This window comes from Microbacterium sp. GCS4 (assembly GCF_001262495.1).
Taxonomy (GTDB): Bacteria; Actinomycetota; Actinomycetes; order Actinomycetales; family Microbacteriaceae; genus Microbacterium.
Genome location: NZ_LGYE01000006.1, coordinates 156,389 through 178,324, shown reverse-complemented (window position 1 = coordinate 178,324; position 21,936 = coordinate 156,389). Strand labels below are relative to the sequence as shown.

The 21,936-nt window shown below is 69.8% G+C and carries 27 protein-coding genes and 1 pseudogene; 15 read left to right on the top strand and 13 right to left on the bottom strand.

Translation table 11 applies throughout. From position 1 onward, the window contains the following. Positions 1-64: 64 nt before the first annotated feature. From AKH00_RS17340 to AKH00_RS17330, 3 genes are read right to left on the bottom strand one after another with little or no spacing between them, the layout of a single operon-like run. A complete protein-coding gene (locus tag AKH00_RS17340) occupies positions 65-523 on the bottom strand; it encodes a MarR family winged helix-turn-helix transcriptional regulator (protein WP_050724017.1) in 459 nt (152 codons plus the stop codon). Then, positions 523-1,182, bottom strand: coding sequence for a GTP cyclohydrolase II (locus AKH00_RS17335; RefSeq protein ID WP_050724016.1), 660 nt, complete (start codon positions 1,180-1,182; stop codon positions 523-525). Before AKH00_RS17335 ends, AKH00_RS17340 begins: the two co-directional genes overlap by 1 nt. Before the next feature lie 27 nt (positions 1,183-1,209). After that, the gene (locus tag AKH00_RS17330) at positions 1,210-2,139 is read right to left on the bottom strand and encodes a DMT family transporter (protein WP_050724015.1); all 930 of its coding nucleotides are present in this window, start codon (positions 2,137-2,139) and stop codon (positions 1,210-1,212) included. Positions 2,140-2,251: 112 nt separating this feature from the next. On the opposite strand from AKH00_RS17330, the gene AKH00_RS17325 reads away from it, so the two are divergent. Further along, on the top strand, positions 2,252-3,085 hold the full coding sequence (locus AKH00_RS17325) for a sulfurtransferase (RefSeq protein ID WP_050724014.1): 834 nt from the start codon (positions 2,252-2,254) through the stop codon (positions 3,083-3,085). A gap of 28 nt (positions 3,086-3,113) precedes the next feature. Here AKH00_RS17325 and AKH00_RS17320 read toward each other — a convergent pair whose 3' ends face one another. Continuing rightward, positions 3,114-3,890, bottom strand: a complete 777-nt coding sequence (locus AKH00_RS17320; protein ID WP_235556820.1) for a hypothetical protein — start codon at positions 3,888-3,890, stop codon at positions 3,114-3,116. Between the two features lie 445 nt (positions 3,891-4,335). On the opposite strand from AKH00_RS17320, the gene AKH00_RS17315 reads away from it, so the two are divergent. The 3 genes from AKH00_RS17315 to AKH00_RS17305 are packed head-to-tail and all read left to right on the top strand — an operon-like array spanning position 4,336 to position 6,818. Next, positions 4,336-4,983, top strand: a complete 648-nt coding sequence (locus AKH00_RS17315; RefSeq protein WP_050724012.1) for a hypothetical protein — start codon at positions 4,336-4,338, stop codon at positions 4,981-4,983. Further along, positions 4,980-5,333 carry a hypothetical protein gene (locus tag AKH00_RS17310; RefSeq protein ID WP_050724011.1) on the top strand — a complete coding sequence of 118 codons (354 nt, stop codon included), beginning with the start codon at positions 4,980-4,982 and terminating at the stop codon, positions 5,331-5,333. The genes AKH00_RS17315 and AKH00_RS17310 overlap by 4 nt, the downstream gene beginning before the upstream one ends. A gap of 51 nt (positions 5,334-5,384) precedes the next feature. Continuing rightward, positions 5,385-6,818 carry an MFS transporter gene (locus AKH00_RS17305; protein ID WP_050724010.1) on the top strand — a complete coding sequence of 478 codons (1,434 nt, stop codon included), beginning with the start codon at positions 5,385-5,387 and terminating at the stop codon, positions 6,816-6,818. Positions 6,819-6,821: 3 nt separating this feature from the next. Here the strand turns inward: AKH00_RS17305 and purB are convergent, their stop codons facing one another. Continuing rightward, the gene (purB, locus tag AKH00_RS17300) at positions 6,822-8,204 is read right to left on the bottom strand and encodes an adenylosuccinate lyase (protein WP_050724009.1); all 1,383 of its coding nucleotides are present in this window, start codon (positions 8,202-8,204) and stop codon (positions 6,822-6,824) included. Beyond that, positions 8,201-8,740, bottom strand: coding sequence for a low molecular weight protein-tyrosine-phosphatase (locus AKH00_RS17295; RefSeq protein ID WP_268768122.1), 540 nt, complete (start codon positions 8,738-8,740; stop codon positions 8,201-8,203). The genes purB and AKH00_RS17295 overlap by 4 nt, the downstream gene beginning before the upstream one ends. A gap of 148 nt (positions 8,741-8,888) precedes the next feature. On the opposite strand from AKH00_RS17295, the gene AKH00_RS17290 reads away from it, so the two are divergent. Together AKH00_RS17290 and AKH00_RS17285 are read left to right on the top strand one after the other, a co-directional pair. Further along, positions 8,889-9,149, top strand: coding sequence for a hypothetical protein (locus AKH00_RS17290; protein ID WP_050724007.1), 261 nt, complete (start codon positions 8,889-8,891; stop codon positions 9,147-9,149). After that, positions 9,146-10,432: an alpha/beta hydrolase gene (locus AKH00_RS17285; protein ID WP_050724006.1), complete on the top strand. Its 1,287-nt coding sequence runs from the start codon at positions 9,146-9,148 to the stop codon at positions 10,430-10,432. Before AKH00_RS17290 ends, AKH00_RS17285 begins: the two co-directional genes overlap by 4 nt. Positions 10,433-10,463: 31 nt before the next feature. Here AKH00_RS17285 and AKH00_RS17280 read toward each other — a convergent pair whose 3' ends face one another. From AKH00_RS17280 to AKH00_RS17270, 3 genes are all read right to left on the bottom strand, one after another. Further along, entirely contained in the window at positions 10,464-10,868 is a 405-nt protein-coding gene (locus AKH00_RS17280; protein ID WP_050724005.1) for a phage holin family protein, read from the bottom strand. Between the two features lie 64 nt (positions 10,869-10,932). Beyond that, positions 10,933-11,295 (bottom strand): type II toxin-antitoxin system death-on-curing family toxin, encoded by a 363-nt coding sequence (locus AKH00_RS17275; RefSeq protein ID WP_050724004.1) that lies wholly within the window; start codon positions 11,293-11,295, stop codon positions 10,933-10,935. 3 nt (positions 11,296-11,298) lie between these two features. Continuing rightward, positions 11,299-11,505 carry a ribbon-helix-helix protein, CopG family gene (locus tag AKH00_RS17270; protein WP_050724003.1) on the bottom strand — a complete coding sequence of 69 codons (207 nt, stop codon included), beginning with the start codon at positions 11,503-11,505 and terminating at the stop codon, positions 11,299-11,301. A gap of 78 nt (positions 11,506-11,583) precedes the next feature. Here AKH00_RS17270 and AKH00_RS17265 point away from each other — a divergent pair, with 78 nt between their 5' ends. From AKH00_RS17265 to AKH00_RS17240, 7 genes and pseudogenes are all read left to right on the top strand, one after another. Then, complete coding sequence (locus tag AKH00_RS17265) at positions 11,584-12,651, top strand: histidinol-phosphate transaminase (protein ID WP_050724002.1); 1,068 nt, start codon at positions 11,584-11,586, stop codon at positions 12,649-12,651. A 117-nt stretch (positions 12,652-12,768) separates the two neighbouring features. Next, positions 12,769-13,923: a thiamine pyrophosphate-dependent dehydrogenase E1 component subunit alpha gene (locus AKH00_RS17260; RefSeq protein ID WP_050724001.1), complete on the top strand. Its 1,155-nt coding sequence runs from the start codon at positions 12,769-12,771 to the stop codon at positions 13,921-13,923. After that, positions 13,923-14,903, top strand: coding sequence for an alpha-ketoacid dehydrogenase subunit beta (locus AKH00_RS17255; protein ID WP_050724000.1), 981 nt, complete (start codon positions 13,923-13,925; stop codon positions 14,901-14,903). Before AKH00_RS17260 ends, AKH00_RS17255 begins: the two co-directional genes overlap by 1 nt. A 119-nt stretch (positions 14,904-15,022) precedes the next feature. Further along, positions 15,023-16,381 carry a dihydrolipoamide acetyltransferase family protein gene (locus AKH00_RS17250; RefSeq protein ID WP_050723999.1) on the top strand — a complete coding sequence of 453 codons (1,359 nt, stop codon included), beginning with the start codon at positions 15,023-15,025 and terminating at the stop codon, positions 16,379-16,381. A gap of 199 nt (positions 16,382-16,580) precedes the next feature. Continuing rightward, positions 16,581-16,727: pseudogene (locus tag AKH00_RS17245) on the top strand (transcriptional regulator); the annotation flags it as partial. 114 nt (positions 16,728-16,841) lie between these two features. Further along, on the top strand, positions 16,842-17,369 hold the full coding sequence (locus AKH00_RS18465) for a DUF2599 domain-containing protein (protein ID WP_327037283.1): 528 nt from the start codon (positions 16,842-16,844) through the stop codon (positions 17,367-17,369). A 12-nt stretch (positions 17,370-17,381) separates the two neighbouring features. Continuing rightward, positions 17,382-17,627 carry a hypothetical protein gene (locus AKH00_RS17240; protein WP_082297717.1) on the top strand — a complete coding sequence of 82 codons (246 nt, stop codon included), beginning with the start codon at positions 17,382-17,384 and terminating at the stop codon, positions 17,625-17,627. A 100-nt stretch (positions 17,628-17,727) separates the two neighbouring features. Here AKH00_RS17240 and AKH00_RS17235 read toward each other — a convergent pair whose 3' ends face one another. Next, a complete protein-coding gene (locus tag AKH00_RS17235) occupies positions 17,728-18,159 on the bottom strand; it encodes a 2'-5' RNA ligase family protein (RefSeq protein ID WP_082297716.1) in 432 nt (143 codons plus the stop codon). 338 nt (positions 18,160-18,497) lie between these two features. Between AKH00_RS17235 and AKH00_RS18435 the strand changes: the two genes are divergently transcribed. Beyond that, positions 18,498-18,623, top strand: coding sequence for a hypothetical protein (locus AKH00_RS18435; RefSeq protein WP_268768121.1), 126 nt, complete (start codon positions 18,498-18,500; stop codon positions 18,621-18,623). A gap of 27 nt (positions 18,624-18,650) precedes the next feature. Here AKH00_RS18435 and AKH00_RS17230 read toward each other — a convergent pair whose 3' ends face one another. Both AKH00_RS17230 and AKH00_RS17225 read right to left on the bottom strand, forming a co-directional pair. Continuing rightward, positions 18,651-19,019, bottom strand: coding sequence for a hypothetical protein (locus tag AKH00_RS17230; RefSeq protein WP_050723995.1), 369 nt, complete (start codon positions 19,017-19,019; stop codon positions 18,651-18,653). Further along, entirely contained in the window at positions 19,016-19,549 is a 534-nt protein-coding gene (locus AKH00_RS17225) for a 2'-5' RNA ligase family protein (protein ID WP_050723994.1), read from the bottom strand. The genes AKH00_RS17230 and AKH00_RS17225 overlap by 4 nt, the downstream gene beginning before the upstream one ends. 45 nt (positions 19,550-19,594) lie before the next feature. Here AKH00_RS17225 and AKH00_RS17220 point away from each other — a divergent pair, with 45 nt between their 5' ends. Continuing rightward, positions 19,595-20,635 (top strand): dipeptidase, encoded by a 1,041-nt coding sequence (locus tag AKH00_RS17220; protein ID WP_050723993.1) that lies wholly within the window; start codon positions 19,595-19,597, stop codon positions 20,633-20,635. Between the two features lie 29 nt (positions 20,636-20,664). Here AKH00_RS17220 and AKH00_RS17215 read toward each other — a convergent pair whose 3' ends face one another. Further along, positions 20,665-21,885 carry an ROK family protein gene (locus AKH00_RS17215; protein WP_050723992.1) on the bottom strand — a complete coding sequence of 407 codons (1,221 nt, stop codon included), beginning with the start codon at positions 21,883-21,885 and terminating at the stop codon, positions 20,665-20,667. Between the last annotated feature and the right edge of the window lie 51 nt (positions 21,886-21,936).

Here is a 21,936-nt window from a genome sequence, read left to right as displayed (position 1 = left end):
CGGCACCCTCGGGAACGGCACCCTCGGAGCTCAGCGGATGCAGACCACAGCTCTCGTGAGCGCCTCAGAGGGCGGCCGTCACCCCGGGGATCAGCTTCGTGAGGATGCTCGCGAGCTGCTCGCGCTCGTCATCGTCGAGCGGGTCGAGGATCAGCTCCCGGATCTGCGCGACGTGCACGGGAGCGGCTGACCTCAGGAGTTCGCGACCCTCGTCCGTGAGCACGGCCGACTGGGTGCGCTTGTCGCCCCCGCAGGTCGTGCGGGCCACCCATCCGCGCTCCTCCAGCACGTCCAGCGCGTGGCTCAGGCGTGAGCGGCTCAGACCGGCGATCCGGGCGAGATCCGTCATGGTCGGCGCGAAGTCGTCCTGCCCCGCGAGCGATACGAGGATCGCGTAATACGCGTGTTTCAGCCCCGTCTCGGCCTTGAGCGTGCGATCGAGCACCTGGGGCAGCAGCTGCACGAAGCGGATCGTCGGCAGCCAGACAGCCATCTCCTCGGGGGTCAGCTGCCGCTCCGACATCACGCCGCCGACAGGTCGATCGTGTGCGCCGTGTGGTCGCGCTTCGCCTCGAGGTACCGGTGGTTGGCAGCCGAGACGTGCACACCCGTTCGTACCTGCTCGGCGACGGCCACGCCGAGCGCCTCGAGCTGCCTGGCCTTGTCGGGGTTGTTGCTCAGGAGGCGGATGCGGTCGGCGCCGACGGCGCGCAGCATCTGCGCCGCCACGGTGTAGTCGCGCTCGTCCTCGCCGCGACCGAGCGCCACGTTCGCCTCGTACGTGTCGAGACCGGAGTCCTGCAGCGCGTACGCATCGAGCTTGGCGTAGAGGCCGATGCCCCGGCCCTCCTGGCGCAGGTAGAGGAGGAAGCCGCCCTCGTCGGCGATCCGCTCCACGGCCTCGCGCAGCTGCGGACCGCAATCGCACCGTTCCGAACCGAACACGTCGCCGGTCAGGCATTCGCTGTGCGGGCGCACGAGCGGGGCGGGGCCGCCGTCGACTGCGCGGTCGAGCGCGGCACGCCAGTCGCCGAGGCCGAGCAGCAGATGCTCGCGTCCGTCGACGAGCCCGTCGAACGTCACGACGTCCGCTGTGGTCGAGTAGCCGTCGGCGAACCGCAGGGGAACGCGCACCCGGGTCCGCTCGGTGGCCACCGGCACGACCGTTGAAGTTTCAATCATGTGGGGTGAAACGCCGCGCCCCGGGTTCTATTCCCGGTTCGACACGACCGGCGTGGCCGGATCCCGTCGCCGATTCGTGCGCCGTCGACGCACGAGCTTGAGCTCGCTCGCGAGGATGCCGAGCACGACGAGCGCCCCGCCGATCAGCGCCGTCGCGGGGAGGCGCTCGCCGGCCGCCCGGCCGATCACCGCGGCCCAGACGGGTTCGCCCGCATAGATGACCGTCGCTCGCGTGGGCGACACCGACTTCTGCGCCCAGTTCATCGTGAGCTGGATCAGACAGCTCGAGACCCCGAGCCCGACCGCGCAGGCCACCCACACCCAGGAGAACTCCGGGAAGCCCTCGCCGACGACCGGCATCGTGAGCAGCCCGAGCACGCCGGCCGTCAGCAGCTGCACGATCGTGATGCGGCCGAGGTCGATCCTCCCCGCGAACACGCTGATGAGGATGATCTCCGCCGCGATCGGGAGCGTGCTGAGCATCGTGACGATCTCGCCCGTGCCGAGCGTGAGCGCGAAGGCGTCGGGTCCTGCGATGAGCAGCAGACCGAGGAACGCGAGTCCGGCGCCGACGAAGGCCATGGCGGGTGGGCGGCGGCGGAACACGGCCCACTGCGCCAGCGGGACGAGCGGCACGTACATCGCCGTGATGAACGCCGATGTGCTCGAATCGATGGTCTGCAGCCCGACCGTCTGAAGCCCATAGCCGAGGTGGATCATGACCCCGATCGAGACGCCCGCGCCGATGTCGCGCCAGCGGATGCCGCGCAGAGCCTTGCGGAAGATGACGACGCTGATGGCACCGGCGATGAGGAAGCGGAGGCCCACGAAGAACCACGGACCGGAGTGCTGCATGGCCCAGTGCACGAGCAGGAACGTGCTGCCCCACGCGGCCGTGATGGCGATGAGGGCGGTCTCCTGTGGTTGCAGGCGCATCCAGCGGAATCGAGTGGGCATGCTGTCCCTTCTCGACGCGGCCGGATAGAGCCTATCGCCGGGTGGAGCGGCGGCCGTGACGGCGTGTGGCATCACGGACCCGGCACTTCACGGGAGCGGATAGCCTCGCAGCATGAGCAACTTCGTGACCGTCGCCGAGCTGAGTGAACTGCTGTCGACCGGAGCTCCCGTCCGCGTGATCGACGTGCGCTGGCGGCTCGACCGCCCTGACGGCCGCCCCGACTACCTCGCAGGTCACGTGCCGGGTGCCGTGTTCGTGCCTCTCGACACGGAGCTCTCGACCCACGGCGAGCCGTCCGAGGGGCGGCATCCGCTCCCGACGACAGCCGAGCTGCAGGCGTCCGCACGACGCTGGGGGCTCCGTCAGGGGGATTCCGTGGTGGCCTACGACGATGCGAAGGGCGCGGCCGCCGCGCGCGCCTGGTGGCTGCTCCGGCAGGCGGGCGTCGACGTGCGGGTGCTCGAAGGCGGCATCCGCGCCTGGCGGGATGCGGGCCTCGAGGTCGCGACCGACGACGTGACGCCGGTGGAGGGCGATGTCGTGCTCGACGGGATCGGCGCGGACGCGCTGACGATCGACGAGGCGGCCGCGTTCCCGGCATCCGGTGTGCTGCTCGACGTCCGTGCGCCCGAGCGCTACCGCGGTGAGGTCGAACCGCTCGACCCGCAGGCCGGTCACATCCCTGGCGCTGTCAACCTCCCCACGGTGCTGCACTTCGATTCCGCGGGCCGGATCCTCGACCACGACACCGTGCGCGCCACCTTCGCGCAGGCGGGCGTGACCGAGGGCGCGGCGGTCGCCGCGTACTGCGGATCCGGCGTGACCGCAGCGCACACCGCGCTCGTGCTCGACGAGATCGGGATCGCCGCGAAGGTGTTCCCCGGCTCGTGGAGCCAGTGGTCGAACACTCCCGGGCGTCCGGTGGCCGTCGGCGACCAGCCCTGAGCGTCGGGAGCGGGCGGATGCCGGACGCTCAGCGTCCGTCCGCGTAGCTCCAGGCGATGCCGAGGGCTCCGGGGCCGAACGCGCGCCGCACCTGATGCACCGAGGTGCGGCCGCCAAGGTCGAGGGGCGAGGACACGACGCCGGCCGGGGTGTCGACGCGCTCCTCGACCGTGTCGGGCACGGCATCCGGATGGAACCGCGTCCACACCAGCAGCTCGCGGCACTTCATGGCGACGGCGTGACCGGAGTCGCGCTGCGGCGGGTAGCCGGGCGGCAGCTCGACCGACCACTCGACGATCGTGGTGTCGGGGGCGGCGAGCGGGGACTCTAGTTCGAAGAGGACGCCGTGCACCTCGCCGCTCGGATGCGAGTAGCGCTGCGCGATGCGTCCGCCGGAGATCGCGTTGATGAGCGGCGCGGGCGTGCTCTCGCCCGGAGTCAGTTGAAGGAACGGGATCGCGGTGACCGTGCCCACCGTGGACTGGACGATGCTGCGCGTCTCGGAGCGCGCCACGTTGCCGTGCTCGTCGACGTCGGTGATGGAGTGGGTCGTGAGCTCCCGCGACGTGTCGGGGTACTCGGCGCCCATGGCGGTGAAGGCATCCATCACGGCGCGCTCGACCTCGAGCTCGTCGAGCGGGAACCTGTTCGGTCCGACGGGGCCGGTGCGGTTGGTCGCTCCCAGCAGTCCGGTGAGAGCGCCGGCGCGCAGGTCCAGGATGACCTCGATGTCGGCGAGAGCCGCCAGGGACTGCACGCCCTCGGGGCGGCGGCGGCCGGAACGCCAGTAGCTCAGCGTCGTCATGGACACGCCGTTGCCCCGCGCGCGCAGCATCTCGTGCAGGCGCGCGAGCGACAGATCCCGGGCGTTTATCGCGTCGCGGAAGGCAGCTGGAAAGAGGTCTGATGCCGTCCTACGACTTTTTTCCAAACTCATCACACGTCCCCCTCCGGTATGTGAAGAACCGGCCCCTAAAGTGAGCATACGACCACACCGGCATCGCGTAGGGGACGGGATGCTATTTCTGGGGTCGACAGAGTTGTGAGAGGCAAGCAGGGTGCCCGACCTTGTGCTCGAGCAGCTCGACGCAGTGTCGCCCCCGTCGCTGCGTGTTCTCGTGGGGCCTGACGATCGATCTGGGGAGATCCGTCAGGCCTCACGGACATGTTCCGAGGGCATCGCTCCTGCGTCCGAGCATCGCGCGCCCCCGCGTAGACTGGGGTGAAACCCCGGAGGACTCTGGATCGTCATGTCTGCCCCTGCCCGCGCGTTCACCGCGCGACACGTCCAACTGATGCGCGCGCTCTTCGCCGCCGCCGCAGCCGTGATGATCACCTTCTCACCGGACCACTCGGCCGCCGTCGGTCTGTCGGTGTTCAGCGGGTTCGTGCTGGCGACGTCGCTCGTCCTCCTCCTCGCCGTCTGGCTCGTGTTCCCGGCCGGTGAGCGCTGGTCGTGGCTCGTGCTCGCGCTCCTCGGCATCGCGGCCGGCATGGCCGCGGGCATCCCCGCCTGGCGCACCGAGGACCTCTTCTTCATCGTCGTGATCGCGTGGGCGCTGGCGACCGGCCTCGTCGAGCTCATCGTCGGACTCCGTGCGCGCCGCGCCGGCGATCCCGCCGCCCGCGACGCCATCACGGTCGGCGCCTTCGGTCTGCTGCTCGCCGTGCTGCTGATCGCGATCCCCGCCGGCTTCGTGCAGCCGTACGCCATCAAGGGTGCCGGCGAGTTCGAGCTCACCGGCATCATCCTCGGCGTCGGCATGTTCGGCGGCTACGCGGCCATCATCGCGGTGTTCCTCGGGATCGCCGGCCTCACCCCGAAGCGCGCGGACGCCGCGGCCACCGCGGCCGCCGCATCTGAGGCCGCACCCGTCGAGCAAGGAGGCGACCGATGAGCGACGAGAAGCCCACGCGGCGCGACATCCTGCGCCCCCTGCACCTGCTCGGCATCGCACTGGGATGCGGCGTGTTCGCCGCGATCGTGACCCTGGTGTCGACCGGTGCCTTCACCTCCCGCGTGAACGACGCGATCGCGAGGGGCACCTACGACGGGCTCACGCCGATCGCGCTGGGCCTGGTGGTGGGCGGCGGCGCGTTCATCGTGACACTGCTGATCCTCGCGATGCTGATCCTCGTGGTCGACCCGGCCGACGTCACCAAGACCGTCGATCGTCCGGTCCTCTATGACCCGGAGACGCCCGACGATGCCGACCCCGAGGCGCCGAGCAGCTCTGCCACGCCTTGATCCCCTCGGGTTCCGCGGAATAGTCGCGGCGCCGTCCGGCTTGTCTTCAGGGTGACAGCATCCATCGATCGCGCTTCCGTCGGCCTCCGTTCGGAACGCGGACCGGTGCTCGGAGCTCTCATGCTCTCGACCGGGCTGATCGCGATCGATGCGACGATCCTCGCGACCGCGGTGCCGAGCATCGTGCGCGACCTCGGCAGCTATCAGCAGTTCCCGTGGCTGTTCTCGGTGTACCTGCTGGCGCAGGCCGTGAGCGTGCCGATCTACTCGCGCTTCGCCGATACGGTCGGACGCAAGCCCATCATCCTCCTCGGCATCGGTCTGTTCCTGCTCGGCTCCCTGCTGTCGGGATTCGCGTGGAGCATGACGGCACTCATCGTCTTCCGGGTCGTTCAAGGACTCGGCGCGGGCGCCGTCGCCCCCATGTCGATGACGATCGTCGGCGACATCTACACGGTCGCCGAACGCGCCAAGGTGCAGGGCTACATCGCCTCGGTCTGGGCGATCTCGTCGGTCGTCGGCCCCGCGCTCGGCGGAGTGTTCGCGCAGCTGGACGCCTGGCGGTGGATCTTCTGGGTCAACATCCCGCTCTGCCTGATCGCGGCGTGGATGCTGCTGCGCAGATATCACGAGAAGCTCGAGCCGCAGCGGCACCGCGTCGACTACCTCGGAGCCGTGCTGCTCACGATCGGCCTCACGGGGCTCATCCTCGGGATGCTGGAGGGCGGCAACGCCTGGGAGTGGCTCTCGGCGCCCAGCATCGTCTGCTTCGGGCTCGGCGCCGCCGCGCTGGCGGGGTTCGCGGTCGTGGAGCGCCGGGCCGCGGAGCCCATCGTCGATCTGCGCCTGGTCGCGCGCCCGCTGATCCTCACCACCACGATCGTGTCGTTGGGGATCGGGGCACTGCTCACCGGCGTCACGAGCTTCGCCCCCGCGTACCTCGAGGGGTCGATCGGGATCGCGCCGCTGCTGTCGGGCCTGGCGGTCGCGGCGCTCACACTCGGCTGGCCGCTCGCCGCCGCGAACGCCGGGCGCCTCTACCTGCGCATCGGCTTCCGACGCACCGCGCTCACCGGCCTCGCGATCGCGACCGTCGCGGCGATCGCACTCGCGGCCGTGTCTCCGTGGCCGAACCCGGTCGTGATCGCCGCCGTCGCGTTCGTGCTCGGCTTCGGACTCGGGTGGAGCGCCGCACCGACGCTGATCGCCGCTCAGGCCGCGGTCGGATGGGGTGAACGTGGGGCCGCCACCGGGATGAACGCCTTCGCGCGATCGGCCGGCAGCGCCCTCGGCGTCGCGGTCTTCGGGGCGATCTCGAACGCCGTGATCGCCCGAGGCGCGGGACCGCAGGACCCCGCGACCATCGTCGACGCCTCGTTCTGGGTGTTCGTCGCCGCCGCGATCGTCGCTCTGCTCACGCTGCTCGCGGCGGTCTTCATGCCCCGCGACGACGCCGTTGCGCGCTCCGGCGAGGCCGGGGACTGACCGCTACTTCGCGAGCTGCTCGGCGATGCCCGTGTAGGTGGCGGGGGTGAGGGCGAGGAGACGCTGCTTGGCGGCATCCCCGATCTCGAGGCCCTCGACGAACGCGGCGAGATCCGCGGCGCCCACCCGGTGTCCGCGCGTCAGCTCCTTGAGCAGCGCGTACGGGTCCTGGATGGTGGAGCGGCCGGCGGTGACCTCGGCGCGGATGACGGTCTGGATGGCCTCGGCGAGCACCTCCCAGTTCACGTCGAGGTCGGCGAGCAGCACGTCCCGACGCAGCGAGATCGCGTTCAGTCCGCGGCGCAGGTTGTCGAGCGCGAGCAGCGAGTGCCCGAACGCGACGCCGATGTTGCGCTGCGTGGTCGAATCGGTGAGGTCGCGCTGCAGGCGGCTCGTGACCAGTGTCTGGCCGAGCGAGGCGAGCAGGGCACCTGAGATCTCGAGGTTCGCTTCGGCGTTCTCGAAGCGGATCGGGTTGATCTTGTGCGGCATGGTCGACGATCCCGTCGCGCCGGCGACGGGGATCTGCGCGAAGTAGCCGAGCGAGATGTACGTCCAGATGTCGGTCGCGAGGTTGTGCAGGATGCCGCCGGCGTGACGCACCCGGTCGTACAGCTCGACCTGCCAGTCGTGCGACTCGATCTGCGTCGTGAGGAGGTTGAACCCCAGTCCCAGGCCCTCGATGTACTCGCGCGCGATGGTCGGCCAATCGGCGTCCGGATCGGCCGAGAGGTGGGCCGACCACGTGCCGGTCGCGCCCGAGAACTTCGCGAGGTAGTCGTTCGCCGCGATCTGGGCGCGCACGCGCTCGAGGCGCCACGCGAACACCGCGAGCTCCTTGCCCATGGTCGACGGCGTCGCGGGCTGTCCGTGCGTGCGCGACAGCATGGCGGCGTCGGCGTGCTCGGAGGCGAGCTCACGGAGCTTCGCGATCACGGTGTCGAGCGCGGGAAGCCAGACCTCCTCGACCGCGCGCTTGACGGTGAGAGCGTAGGAGGCGGAGTTGATGTCCTCGCTCGTGCAGGCGAAGTGCGTGAGCTCCGCGATGCGGTCCAGGCCCAGCGTGCTGAGCCGGTCGCGGACGAGGTACTCGATGGCCTTCACGTCGTGCTGCGTGACGGCTTCCTTCTCGGCGAGCCAGTCGATCTCGTCCTGCCCGAAGTCGCGGTAGAGGGCGCGGAGGCGCTCCTTGTCGGCATCCGTGAGCGGCGTGGTCTCGAACAGCGACCGGTCGGTCAGGGCGATCAGCCACTCGACCTCGACCTCGACCCGTGCCCGGTTGAGTCCGGCCTCGGAGAGGAAGTCGGCGAGCCCGGTGACGGCGCTGCGGTAGCGGCCGTCGAGAGGGCTCAGGGGCTGCGGCGGGAGCGAGGGCGTGAAAGTCAGGGGAGTCCTCCTGATCGGGCCCCGATCCCTCGGGGCGAGCGGGGCTGGCGAAGAGCCGGCTCGAGCTGGCGGAACAGCCCGCGGGTCGCCGCTTCAATCATACCGAGCACCGAATCGAACATCTCGGGCCCGGCGTAGTAGGGGTCGGGCACGTCCTGCGTGGGCGCGCCGGGGTCGAAGGCGAGCAGCAGCGCCACCTTGCCCTCCTCGTCCTCGTCGCGTGCCCACTCGCGCAGGTTGCGCTCGTGCGTGCGGTCGAGGGCGACCACGAGGTCGTTGTCCGCGAAGGAGGCGAACGTGAACTGCTTGGCGCGGTGCTGGGATCCGTCGTAGCCGCGGCGGGAGAGGGCGTCGAGCGTGCGGTGGTCGGCGCGCTCGCCGAGGTGCCAGTCGCCGGTGCCGGCGCTGCGCGAGACGATGCGCGCGCCGAGTCCCTGCCGCTCGGCGAGATCGCGGAAGACGACCTCCGCCATCGGAGAGCGGCAGATGTTCCCCGTGCACACGAAGATCACGCGGAAAGGATCCGGGGATGTCACCTGACCATTCTGCCGGTCGACGGCTGTTCGCGCGATGCCGGGTCGTCCTCCTCTGCACAGTCGCGGTGATCCGTGAGGCATCCACGGCTGCTGGAGGACCCTGCCCCGCGGCCCGCGCGGACACGAGTCGATCGAGGATGCTGGGCGCATGCTGCTCCTCGCTCCGACCGATCCCGCTGCCGCCCCGCCCGACTGGGCCGTGCTCCATGCTCTGTCCCTCATCCGCGCGGCCGGCGCGGCGCTCCAGGACGCCATCCCGCCACTCGTCACGCTCCGGGGCGACACCGAGTGGCGATCGGACGGGGTCCAGGCCCTGCAGGATGCGCTTCACGACCTGCTGGCGAGCACTCGGCTCGCGAGGGCGGACGTGACGGACCACGAGCGGGCGCTGGAGAGGATCGAGGTATGAGCGGGCTGAGCATCGACCACGGCGGAGCCATCTCGGTCGACCCCGACGATCTTCGACGGACCGCGAGGAGGCTGGATGCCGTCGCCGAGGCGTACCGCGACGCGCGGCGACTGCTCGCACGCGCCTACGAGTTCGTGGTGGACACCCCGGGGCTGAGCGCCCGGATGGATCTCGTGGGGTTCCACGTGGTCGGGGAACGGGTGGAGGAGCTCCGTGACGAGTGCGAGGACACGATCGAGAGCACGCTGCTCATGGCCGACGTGTACGAATACGTCGAGCTGCGGGTGCAATGGCTCATGGATGAGCGCAGCGCGGCCGGGAGGGAGGCGCGGGAGGGCATGCGACGTCTCGAGGATGCCGATGCGCGGATTCCGGGGATGGCGGCGGACCTGCTCGATCAGTGGCGGGTCGAGCGATTCGAAGGGCTGATCACGCAGATGCCGTGGGGCGGCTTTCTCGGGCCCGTGTTCCTGCCGCTCGCCTTCATCGGGGGCGGGACATCGCTCGGCGTCGTACCCCGCGGGGCGAAGTTGCACGGCAAAGCTGAGCCGGTGTCGGTCGCTCCGGTGAAGGCGTCGACCCCGGCGGGCGCTCCGGCCGGTCTCGAGGGGGCGGTGCTGCGCATCCCCGAGAAGCGCGGAGCGCAGGTCGCCGTGGAGAAGTACTCCTTCGCCGGCGGAACCTCCACATACGTCGTGTACATCAAGGGCACGCAGACCTTCGCGCCGGGCGACTGGGGCGGACGCGACCCCTGGGACATGAAGTCGAACTCCGAGCTCTACAGCGGACGGAGATCGGCGTCGTACGACGCGACGATCGCCGCGCTCGAGGCGGCCGGTGCGCGGCCCGGCGACCAGGTCGCGGTCGTGGCGCACTCACAGGGCGGTGCGGTCGCGACCTACGTCGCGATGCAGAGCGAGTACGACGTGCCCGTGGTCATCACGGCGGGCAGCCCCATCGACCCGACGCTCCGCGACGATCAGACCCTGGTGACGCTGGGGCACACCGACGACGGGGTGCGGGCGCTGTCGGGCGGGGGGTCGCCCGGTGGCACCGGGACCGCAGACAGCATCACGATCACGCGGGAGCAGGATCCGGGCTTCACCACGAACGATGTCGGGATTCCGCACCACCTCGCGTCGTACGGCGAGCTGGCGGCGCAGGCCGATGCGTCAGGGGACCCGCGGATCGAGGAGCTCGACGCGTTCTGGCAGCGCCTCGACGAGGCGGAGGTCATCGAACGCACCGAGTTCCGAGCGGAGCGCGTCGCGAAGGAGGACTAGTGCGTGCGGGTCGCCGGACGCGTGGGCCGACTCAGTCGCGGCGCGAGCGCTTGCTCTGCGGGCGCAGGATGAAGCCGAAGAGGCCGTTGATGATCGAGATGATCAGCGCGGCGACGACACCCCACCAGAAGTGTCCGACCGAGAGGCCCCAGCCGAAGCCGCTCGTGATCCAGGCCGTCAGCCACAGCAGGAAGCCGTTGATGACGAAGCCGATCAGACCGAAGGTGATGATGTACAGCGGGAACGCGACGATCTTCACGATCGTGCCGATGATCGTGTTCACGAGCGCGAAGATCGCGGCCACCGCGAGCAGCGTCAGCACGAGCTGCAGGGTCTCGCCCGGCGGGAACGCCGTGATCGTGACCTGCAGGACGGGGATCAGCGTGACGACCCAGAGGGCGAACGCGTTGACGACGACACGGATGATGAAGCGCATGATCAGGCCAGTCTCCCACGCGGGTGCGCGGAAGTCAGGAGGTCGTCCTCGGACAGGTCGCTGTTCAGCGGATGTGCGCTGCGATCGTCTCCGCGATCCGGTCGAGATCGATCCGACTCTGGGCGACGTCGAGGACGAAGTCGAATGCCTCGTCGTTCGTGAAGGTCAGCTCGAAGCCGTTCATCCGGATGAAGATGAACGTCAGGATGAGCGAGATCCTCTTGTTTCCGTCGAACAAGGAATCATTCTGTGCGAGCGAGCTGATGAGCGCAGCGGCCTTGCCTTCGAACGTCGGATACGCATCGACCCCGAACATGCCCGCTGACGGTCGCGCCAAGGCAGAGAAGAGCAGGCCCTCGTCACGCACGTGCAGACCCAGCTTCGCGATGACCGCGAGCGCCTGCTCTGGCTCGATGTACTCCGTCACCGCTCAGGCGTCTTCGAGTCGCTGGATCGTGTCGGCGTACCGCTCCGCGATCTCGTCGGCGAAGGACAGCACTCTCTCCGTCTTCGACTCGCTCTGTGCGAAACGTGCGGCAGCCTCGATGATCACGGCATGCTTCGATGTGTGTCGGGCGCGCGCGATCTCCTCGAGCTGCGCGTCGAGTTCCTCTGGAAGTCGCAGATTCATGGCCATACCAGAATGGTACTACCGGGCACGCGCCTTCCACCAGCATCCTGGCTGCCGGAGCCCGGCGGATCCTAGAGTGGTCCTGTGACCGACCCGATCCTCCCGCGCATCCGTCCTGCCATCGCTTCGCTCCCGCCCTACCGTCAGGGCAAGCAAGCAGGACCCGAGGCGTTCAAGCTGTCGAGCAACGAGAACCCGTTCGAACCGCTGCCGTCGGTCGTCGAGGCCCTGCAGCACACGACGCCGATCAACCGGTACCCGGACGCGACGGCCGGACGTCTGCGCGCCCGGTTGGGCGAGCGCTACGGGGTGTCGCCCGACGAGGTCCACGTCGCCGCGGGCAGCGTGTCGATCCTCCACCAGCTGATCCTCGCGACCGCGTCCGTCGGCGACGAGGTCGTGTACGCCTGGCGTTCGTTCGAGGCCTACCCGAGCCTCCCGCTCGTCGCCGGCGCCACCGGCGTGCAGGTCCCCCTCACGGCCGAGTCCCGTCACGACCTCCCCGCGATGGCGGATGCCGTGACCGAGCGCACCCGGGCCGTCATCCTCTGCACGCCCAACAACCCCACGGGTCCGATCATCACCTCCGCCGAGTTCGCGGAGTTCATCGCACGGGTCCCCTCCGACGTGCTCGTGATCCTCGACGAGGCCTACGCCGAGTTCGTCACCGCCCCCGACGCGATCGACGGTCTCGCCGAGCGCGTGTTCGAGACGCACCCGAACGTGGTCGTGCTCCGCACGTTCTCGAAGGCCTACGGCCTCGCCGGACTGCGCGTGGGCTATGCGATCGGCAACGAGAAGGTCCTCGACGCGGCGCGCACCACCGGCATCCCGCTGTCGGTCACCTCGGCCGCCGAGAACGCCGCGATCGCCAGTCTCGACGCCGAAGCCGAGCTTCTCGAACGCGTCTCGGTCATCGTCGAGCGCCGCACCCGCCTGGTCGAGGGACTGCGCGCCCAGGGGTGGGACGTTCCTGACTCGCAGGCCAACTTCGTCTGGCTGCCGACCGGCGCGCAGACCGAGGTCGCCGCATCAGTGTTCGTCGAGAACGACCTCGTCGTGCGGCCGTTCCCCGGCGACGGCATCCGCATCTCCGTGGGTGAGGAGCAGTCGGTCGATCGCGTGCTGCAGGTCGCGGCGACGCTGCGCTGACCGCCTGACGCGCTGCGGCGATCGCCGCTGACCGGCCTTTTCTTCGGATTCCCGGCAGATGCGAGGACGTCCTAGGTATACGTGACCTGGCATGCGGGCGCCGGTAGCGTGGAGCGCGTGAGTACCTCCGAGACCCCCCTCGTTCGTGTTCTGGACGCCGACGGCCGCTTCGCGCCGAGCGCGGCCGCCGAGCAGTACCTGCCCCTGATCGAGGCGATCAGCGATGCGGAGCTCGAGCAGTTCTACCGCGACATGGTCAGCATCCGCGCGATCGACGTCCAGGCCACCAACCTCCAGCGGCAGGGGCAGCTGGCCCTCTGGCCGCCGAGCCGCGGTCAGGAGGCCGCGCAGGTCGGCTCCGCCCGGGCCGCCCGCGCGCAGGACACGATCTTCCCCTCCTACCGAGAGCATGTGGTCACCCGCATCCGCGGCGTCGACCCGCTCGACATCATCAAGCTGATGCGGGGCGTCTCGCACGGCGGCTGGGACCCGACCGACCCGAAGAACGGCAACACCCGCCTGTACACGCTCGTGCTCGGATCTCAGACCCTGCACGCCGCCGGTTACGCGATGGGACTGAACTTCGACGGGCGCAGCGGCACCGGCGACCCCGAGCGCGACGAGGCCGTGATCGTCTACTACGGCGACGGCGCCTCCAGCCAGGGCGACGTGCACGAGGCCATGGTCTTCGCCGCGAGCTACCAGGCGCCCACCGTGTTCTTCCTGCAGAACAACCACTGGGCGATCTCCGTGCCGGTCGAGACCCAGTCGCGCGTCCCGCTCGTCGAGCGCAGCGCCGGCTACGGCATCCCCAGCGTCCGCGTCGACGGCAACGACGTGCTCGCGAGCTACGCGGTCTCCCGCGTCGCCCTCGACGAAGCGCGCAGCGGACTCGGCCCGCGCGCGATCGAAGCCGTGACCTACCGGCTCGGCGCGCACACCACGAGCGACGACCCCACGAAGTACCGCGGCTCCGACGAAGAGGAGTCCTGGGCGCTGCGCGACCCGATCGTGCGGCTGCGGGCGTTCCTCGAGAACCGCGGTGCGTCGGGACAGTTCTTCGCGGATGCGGATGCCGAGGCGGCGGACGCCGCCGAAGACCTGCGCGCGCGCACGGTCGAGCTCGGCCCGCCCAGCCCCGACAAGATGTTCGACTTCGTCTACAGCGACCCGCATCCGCTGATCGACGAGCAGAAGGCATGGCGCGCCCGCTACGAGGCGTCGTTCGAGGCCTCCAGCGAAGCGGCCGGACACAGCGCAGGGAGGAACTGATGACTCTCGAGACGATGCCGTTCAGCAAGGCCCTCAACGCCGGGCTCCGCAAGGCCATGGAGGACGACGAGAAGGTCCTGCTCATGGGCGAGGACATCGGCAAGCTCGGCGGCGTGTTCCGCGTGACCGAGCACCTGCAGCGCGACTTCGGCGAGAAGCGCGTTCTCGACACCCCGCTCGCGGAGTCCGGGATCGTGGGCACGGCGATCGGTCTGGCGATGGCCGGATTCCGCCCGGTGATCGAGATCCAGTTCGACGGCTTCGTGTTCCCCGCGTTCGACCAGATCACCACGCAGCTCGCGAAGCTCACGAACCGTCACGAGGGCGCGCTGAGCCTTCCGATCGTGATCCGCATCCCGTACGGCGGGCACATCGGCGCGGTCGAGCACCACCAGGAGAGCCCCGAGGCGTACTTCGCGCACACTCCGGGTCTGCGCGTGGTCTCGCCGTCGACGCCGAACGACGCGTACTGGATGATCCAGGAGGCCATCGCCTCGAACGACCCCGTGATCTTCATGGAGCCGAAGAGCCGCTACTGGCCCAAGGGCGAGGTCGAGCTCGAGGCCTCGGCGTTGCCGCTGCACGCCTCGCGGGTCGTGCGCACCGGATCCGATGTGACCCTCGTCGGGCACGGTGCCATGGTCACAACGCTGCTGCAGGCGGCGGCGCTCGCCGAGGCCGAGGGCACCAGCTGCGAAGTCGTCGATGTGCGCTCGCTGTCGCCTATCGACTACGAGCCGATCCTGAACTCGGTGCGCAAGACCGGACGCATGGTCTACGCGCAGGAGGCGCAGGGGCACACGAGCATCGGCAGCGAGGTGGCGGCGACCGTCATGGAGCGCGCCTTCTACGCTCTCGAGGCGCCGGTGCTGCGCGTCTCGGGGTACGACACCCCGTTCCCGCCCGCGAAGCTCGAGGGCACCTACCTCCCGGATGCCGACCGCATCCTCGAGGCCGTCGACCGTTCCCTGGCCTACTGATGGCCGCCGGGATCGCCTTCCCCCGGTCATTGAGCGAGGAGCGCAGCGACGAGACGAAATGCCTCCACGTTTCGTCTCGCTCTTGTCGCTCAATGACCGCGAATGAGTAAGGATCAATCATGAGCACGCAGAACTTCACCCTCCCCGACGTGGGCGAGGGCCTGACCGAGGCCGAGATCGTGGCCTGGAAGGTCGCCCCGGGCGACACCGTCGCGATCAACGACGTCATCTGCGAGATCGAGACGGCCAAGTCGCTCGTCGAGCTGCCCTCTCCGCACGCGGGGGTGGTCGGCGAGCTGCTCGTCGCCGAGGGCGCGACGGTCGAGGTCGGCTCGCCGATCATCACCTTCGTGACCGATGCTCGTGACGATGCCGGTCCGGGAGTGATCGCGACCGCCGAGGCACCGGCGCCTGAGGAGGGCGGCGGCTCGGTGCTCGTCGGCTACGGCAGCGGCGGCGGGGCGACCTCGCGCCGCAAGCGTCCGGCCGAGCGGCCCGTGCGCTCCTCGGTCGGCGTGATCGCGAAGCCGCCGATCCGCAAGCTCGCCCGCGACCTCGGCGTCGACCTCACGGCCGTCACGCCGAGCGGCGCCGACGGCGAGGTCACGCGTGACGACGTCATGAAGCACGCCGAGCAGGCGAGCGTGTTCCGCAACATCCAGACGCCCGAGTGGGGCGATGTGCGCGAGGAGACCGTGCCCGCGCCGCAGTCCGCGCCGGCCGGGCTCGCCCGCGGCCTGGCACCGTCCCCGACATCCGGCGCCCCGGCATCCGACGACCGCACCGAGTCGATCCCGGTCAAGGGCGTGCGCAAGGCGACGTCCTCGGCGATGGTGCAGAGCGCGTACTCGGCCCCGCACGTCACGGTGTGGAAGGACGTCGACGCGACCCGCACGATGGAGCTCGTCAAGCGGCTCAAGGCCTCGCCCGACTACGCCGACATCCGCGTCTCGCCGCTGCTCATCGTGGCGCGCGCTGTGATCTGGGCTGCTCGCCGCACGCCGATGGTCAACGCCGCCTGGATCGAGACCGAGAACGGCGCCGAGATCGCGGTGCGCCACTATGTGAACCTCGGAATCGCCGCGGCGACCCCGCGCGGTCTGCTCGTGCCGAACATCAAGGATGCGCAGGACCTCAGCATGAGGGACCTCGCCCGCGCCCTGAACCGCCTGACCCTGACGGCGCGCGACGGCAAGACCTCGCCGGCCGACCAGCAGCACGGCACCATCACCATCACCAACATCGGCGTGTTCGGGATGGATGCCGGGACGCCGATCATCAACCCGGGTGAGGCCGGGATCGTGGCCATGGGGACGATCAGTCAGAAGCCGTGGGTCGTCGACGGCGAGGTGCGCCCGCGCTGGGTGACCACGGTCGCCGGCTCGTTCGACCATCGTGTCGTCGACGGCGACGGGATGAGCCGCTTCATCGCCGACGTCGCGAGCGTGCTGGAGGAGCCCGCACTGCTCGTCGAGTGAGTCGGTCAGCTGGCGCGGCTCCGACGCCGAGGTAGGAGATGACGCCGAGGTAGGCGTATCTCGCCGGAATAGTCCTACGTCGGCGGCATCGCCTCCTTCTCGAACGACCCCACCTTCCCTTCGTAGTCCTCGTCCGATACTGACCGCGCGCATGGGAGTGCCACGCGGTGCGGGCGCCGGGCGCGTAGCGGACGATGGCGAGCTCGCGATCACGGCCGAGCCCGGCCAGGTCATGCTGATCTACAGCGCCGAACCCGGCTCGCCCTCCGCCGAGCGGCTGCGCCTGCTCGCCTCCTGGGCGCAGGCGCCGGCGGCGTCATCGCATGAGGCAGGTCAGTCCGCGTAGAACGCGCCCGCCGGCTCACTTGTTCGCGATTGCTCCCGGCGTATCGGCGTACCTCGGAAGCCCAAGCATCGATGGGCGTAATCTCTCTCGACTGCGGCGTATCGAAATGACGGTATGGCGCAGTCGGCAGCACCCACCAAGTCGCCGGTAGCGGTTAACGTGAGGCCACCGAGCCGAACCCGCAGAGCGGTTGCGGCGCCATGGGCACTCGACGCGAGTGGAGCAGCGGTTCCGACCCACTTCGAGGTGAAGGGGAGCACTCTCAGTCAGATCGTCGAACACACCGGCTTCGAGTACCCGGTCGTTGCTGACCCCTACGTAGGAAAGTCCTTGATCAGTTCTGTTACCTCCGCGTCGGAGAAGGGCCAGCCGAGATACTCAGTGACCAAGAGCACGTTCGGCCACAGTGTCTCCCTCGGGTACGGGCTGGGTGGCGGAGACGACCCGCTCCTCGGTGCCCAGATCATGCGTGACCAAGGTTGGAAAGAAGCAGTGTCGAAGGGTCTGGGTACCGCGACGACAATTCGACAGCAGTACGATTGCCACACCGTCTACGCTGCAGCAAAGAACCCCTGGAACCTCGAGCGGTGGCGAGGCACGAACGACTGGTGGGGCGTCAACCCGCAGCTCTGCAACTGGTGATCTGAGATCTGAGTGAAGAACAAGAGAAGGTTCCTCATCTGGATTTTCGTCGTGCTCGGTGTCGCGCTGCTCATCGCGTGGTTCTTCAGTGTGGTCGCGTACGGCTTCGAGGTGGACGCGGCAGGGGAAGCGGCTAAGGTGCGGGTGAGCGACATTCTTCTCGTCGCCGGTAGTGCCGCATGCCTCCTGATTGCGCTCCTCCTTGCCCTGGTGCCCGGTTGGCGGGGCAGAAGCGGTGGGGCCCGACTCTGGCCATGAGTGACCTCGAGCCCGACGACGATGCCGCTACTCTGCGCGATCTGAGGCAGCTCGGGCCATGTGCAACGGCCCATTGCACAATCTGCGCGCGGAGGGCTCGTCAAGCGCTCCGCAGCTCCGCCACCGGGGTGACGGTCGCCGTCTCGGGATCCCAGTGCCGGAGGGGCCGGGCATGCCCACGGACCTCGCCGCCGACGGCGTCGAGCGCCTCCGCAAGGTGCGCGACGCGGACTCTGCGCGCCAGGGTCACGTGCGGGGTCCATTCTCCCGGTGCGGTGTGCAACGCATCCTCTCCCGCCCCGACCGCGGCGTGCACCGCCCGGTGGAGGTCGAGCAGTTCTGCGCTGGTCACGACACTGCGCGCCAGCACGCGTCGGTCGCCGGCGCCGAAGAGCACGGGCGCGCCCAGCGTGATCGGTATCGCGCGAAGGTCGGCGAAGTCACCGGTATCCGGCAGCGGCAGATCGACGCGCACGACGAGGGTGAGGTGCGGGCGGTTGCTGTCCGCGATGTGACGAGCGAGGCTCGACATCCCGAGCGCGGCGAGCGCCTCCCACTCGGCACGGACCGCCGCCTCGGTCGCGCGATCGATGAGCAGTTCGAGAGACGACGGGGAGCGCCGCGACTCGGCGAGGGCTACGCCCGCGCGGCGAGCCGACGCTCCGCCAGCCGTGACACGGCGACCGACCGCGCCGCGCGCCGCGCGGTCGTGACGGCGCCGATCGAGACGACCTCTCCTCGCGGCGAGCCACGAGCGATCGCGCGCTTACATCAGAACTCTCCGCGGTGCCGAAGGGCTGACTGATGACCGGCGCGCGACGGAAAGGCTCCGCGACGTCACGGACCTGTTCTCGTCCTACGTCGAGGCGGGTGAGCAGGTTCTGCGCAGCCGACGGGGCGGCTGAGCGGAGGCGCACCTGCGCCGGCACGACGCTGCGCGAGCACGCGGCGCTCGCCGGCACCGAACAGCAGCGGCGCGCCGAGCGCAACTACTGACCGCCGAATCCGGCCGATCGACCCCGCCTACGCGTCGATCCACAGAGTCGCGTTGACGTCAGCGAGCGCGCGCACCGTATCGGCGCGCAGGGTCTCCGCACCGCGTGGCAGGGTCACGAAGAACCTGACCCAGACGTCAGCACGGTGCAGCGCTTCGGCGGCAGGGCCGAGCAACGCCACGCGTTCGAGGATCGCGTCGTTGAGCTTGTCCGCGCGGGCGCCCGCATCCGTCTCATCGAAAGAGGACGACTCGATGTCGTAGCGAACCCCGTCCGCCTCTCGATGCTCCGTGAGGGCGTCCAGACCGGGCACCTCGTCCTGCCCGAACACCGTGACGCTGAGAATGACGTGGCCCTCATCATCGTCGTACAGAGGGACTGAGCGAGCCGGAGTCATCGGTCCACCGCCAGCACGGATGTGACCCCGGCATCCGCATCCCAGTGCCGCGCGACGCCAGCACGTCCGTGGAGATCTGCCCCGATGCAGCCCAGCGCTGCGGGGAGGTCCGCGACGCGGATCCGGCGCGCGAGGGCCACGTGCGGCATCCATTCCCCGGGGCCGGTGTGCGGGGCGTCGTCGCCGGGACCGGCTGCCGACAGCACCGCATCCCGCAGCGCCAGCAGCTCCGCCGTCGGGACGACGCTGCGGGCGAGAACGCGGCGCTCGCCGCTCCCGAACAGCAGCGGTGCGCCGAGCGTGATCGGGAAACCCGTCATCGCGGCGAAGACCTCCGGATCCACGGTCGCGAGACCCACGCGCGCGACGAGCGTGATGTGCGGACGGTTGGTCGGCGACAGGTGCGCCGCGAGACTCGACACCCCGAGGGCGGCGAGCGCCTCCCACTCGGCGCGCACTGCGGACTCGGTCTCCGGATCGAGCAGCAGCTCGATCGCCGAAGGGGAGTGTCGGAGTTCGAGATCTCGCACGGGTCGATTATCCCGTGACGGCGAGGATGCCTCTAGCCTCGACCTATGACCGACTCACCGGTGACCGGACTCATCGACGGCCACAACGACCTCCCCTGGGCGGTACGCAATCGTGCCGACTACTCCGCGGAGGGACTCGACGACGCCGCCGCACCTTCCCCGTTCCAGACGGACCTCCCCCGCATGCAGCAGGGCGGCGTGCTCGGGCAGTTCTGGTCGGTCTACGCCGAGGACGAGCCGGGCGTGGATGCCGTGCAGTACACGCTCGAGCAGATCGACTTCGTGCACCGCTTCGTGCGGCGGTATCCGGAGCGGCTGGCCCTCGCGCACACCGCCGACGATGTCGTGCGCTCAGGACAGGAGGGCCGGATCGCCAGCCTGCTCGGTGCCGAGGGGGGCCACAGCATCGGCGGCTCCCTCGCCGCACTGCGGATGCTCGCGCGGCTCGGCGTGCGGTACATGACGCTCACGCACAACAACAACACGCCCTGGGCGGACTCGGCGACCGATGAGCCGCAGCACGACGGGCTGAGCGGCTTCGGCGAGTCGGTGGTGCGCGAGATGAACGCGCTCGGCATGCTCGTCGACCTGTCGCACGTGTCGGAGGCGACGATGGAGCACGCCCTGAGCATCACCGATTCGCCCGTCGTCTTCAGTCATTCGTCGTGCCGGGCGGTGACCGACCATCCGCGCAACGTGCCCGACGGCATCCTGCAGCGGCTGGAGGGCAACGGCGGCGTGATCATGGTCTCGTTCGTGCCCGTCTTCGTCTCGCGGGAGTGGGCCGACTGGTTCGCCGCGGGGCAGGAGGGCGACGCCCCGCCCGTGACGATCGACCACGTCGTCGCGCACCTCGAGCACGCCCGCGAGGTCGCCGGCGTCGATCACGTGGGCATCGGCAGCGACTTCGACGGATTCGACCACTTCCCCGAGGGGCTCGGCGACGTCACAGGCTTCCCGCGACTCCGCGAGGCGCTCGCCGCATCGGCGTGGTCGGATGCCGATATCGACAAGGTCTGGTCGGGCAACATCCTGCGCGTGCTCCGTGCCACCGACGAACGCTTCACGGCGCAGCTGCCGGACTAGCGGACGGGGCCGCGATGGAAGCCGCGGCGCTACGCCCGTGCGGCGAGCCGACGCTCCGCCAGCCGCGGCACGGCGACCTCACGCGCCGCGCGACGCGCGGTCGTGACGGCACCGATCGAGACGACCTCGGCGCCGAGCGTCGAGGCGAGGATCTCGGGAGCGGGGAGATGCAGCTGCGTGGGGAGCACCTCGCGGGCCGCGGCGAGCACGGGTTCGATCCTCTCGGCCACGGCCCCGCACACGATCACCCGCGCGGGGTCGTACATGCTGCCGAGAACGCCGACCACGCGGGCGAGGGTCGTGCCGACGCGGGTGGTCGCGAGCAGGGCATCCGCGTCCCCGGAGGCGGCGGCGGTGAGCACGAGACGCGGGTCGATGCGGTCAGCCGCAGCGAGGCGGCCGATCGCGGTGTCGGGACCGATCTCTCCCGCGTCGACGGCCGCACGGACCTGCGACTGCAGGGTGAGGCTGAGGCCGAAGGCCGAGCCCACGCCGACGATGTGGTCGAAGACGACCCCCTCGCCGACACCGCCATGGGCACCGTGCAGCACATGCCCGTCGACCACGACCCCGCCGCCGAAACGGTCGCTCGCGAGCAGTGCGACGTAGTCGCGGCATCCGATGGCGGCTCCTGTCGAGCCCTCCGCGATCGCCGCGAGCTGGGCGTCGTTCTTGACCTCGATGATGGGCGCCCAGTCCGAGAGGGCCGCGGCGAGTCCGGGGTTCGTGCGCTCCCAGAATCCTTCGGGATGCGGGGGAGAGACGCCGTCGCGATTCACGGGCGCCGCGACGCCCACGCAGATCGCGAGCACGTCGTCGCGCGTCGACCCGGCCTCATCCAGCGCGTGCTCCATCTGTCGCAGGATCGTCGCGCGGCGGGCGCGTCCGGTCTGCGTCGTGTCGAGGTCGGTGCGGTGGTGCACGAGCGTGCGATCGATCGGGTCGGCGACCGTGACGGCGAGGTGGCTGTCGCCGGCATCCACTCCGATCACGACGCCGAGGTCGTCGGCGAGCATGAAGCGTCGCGCGGGTCGGCCCGCACGATAGCTGCCGGCGGCGCGGGCGTTCGGCAGCTCGCGCAGCACGGTCGCGCTCACGAGGGTGTCGATCGCATCGATCGCGGTCGAGCGCGTGAGGGAGGTGCCGGCCATGACCTCGGTCGCGGTGAACTCGCCCGCGGTCCAGGCGAAGTCGAGCACCGCGCTGACGCTCGCGCGTCCGGTGCCGAGTCCGGCGCTGGATTCTGCCACGGGTCTTGACCTCACTCTCGTTCAGATGAGAGAGTACCCCTCATCGAAGTA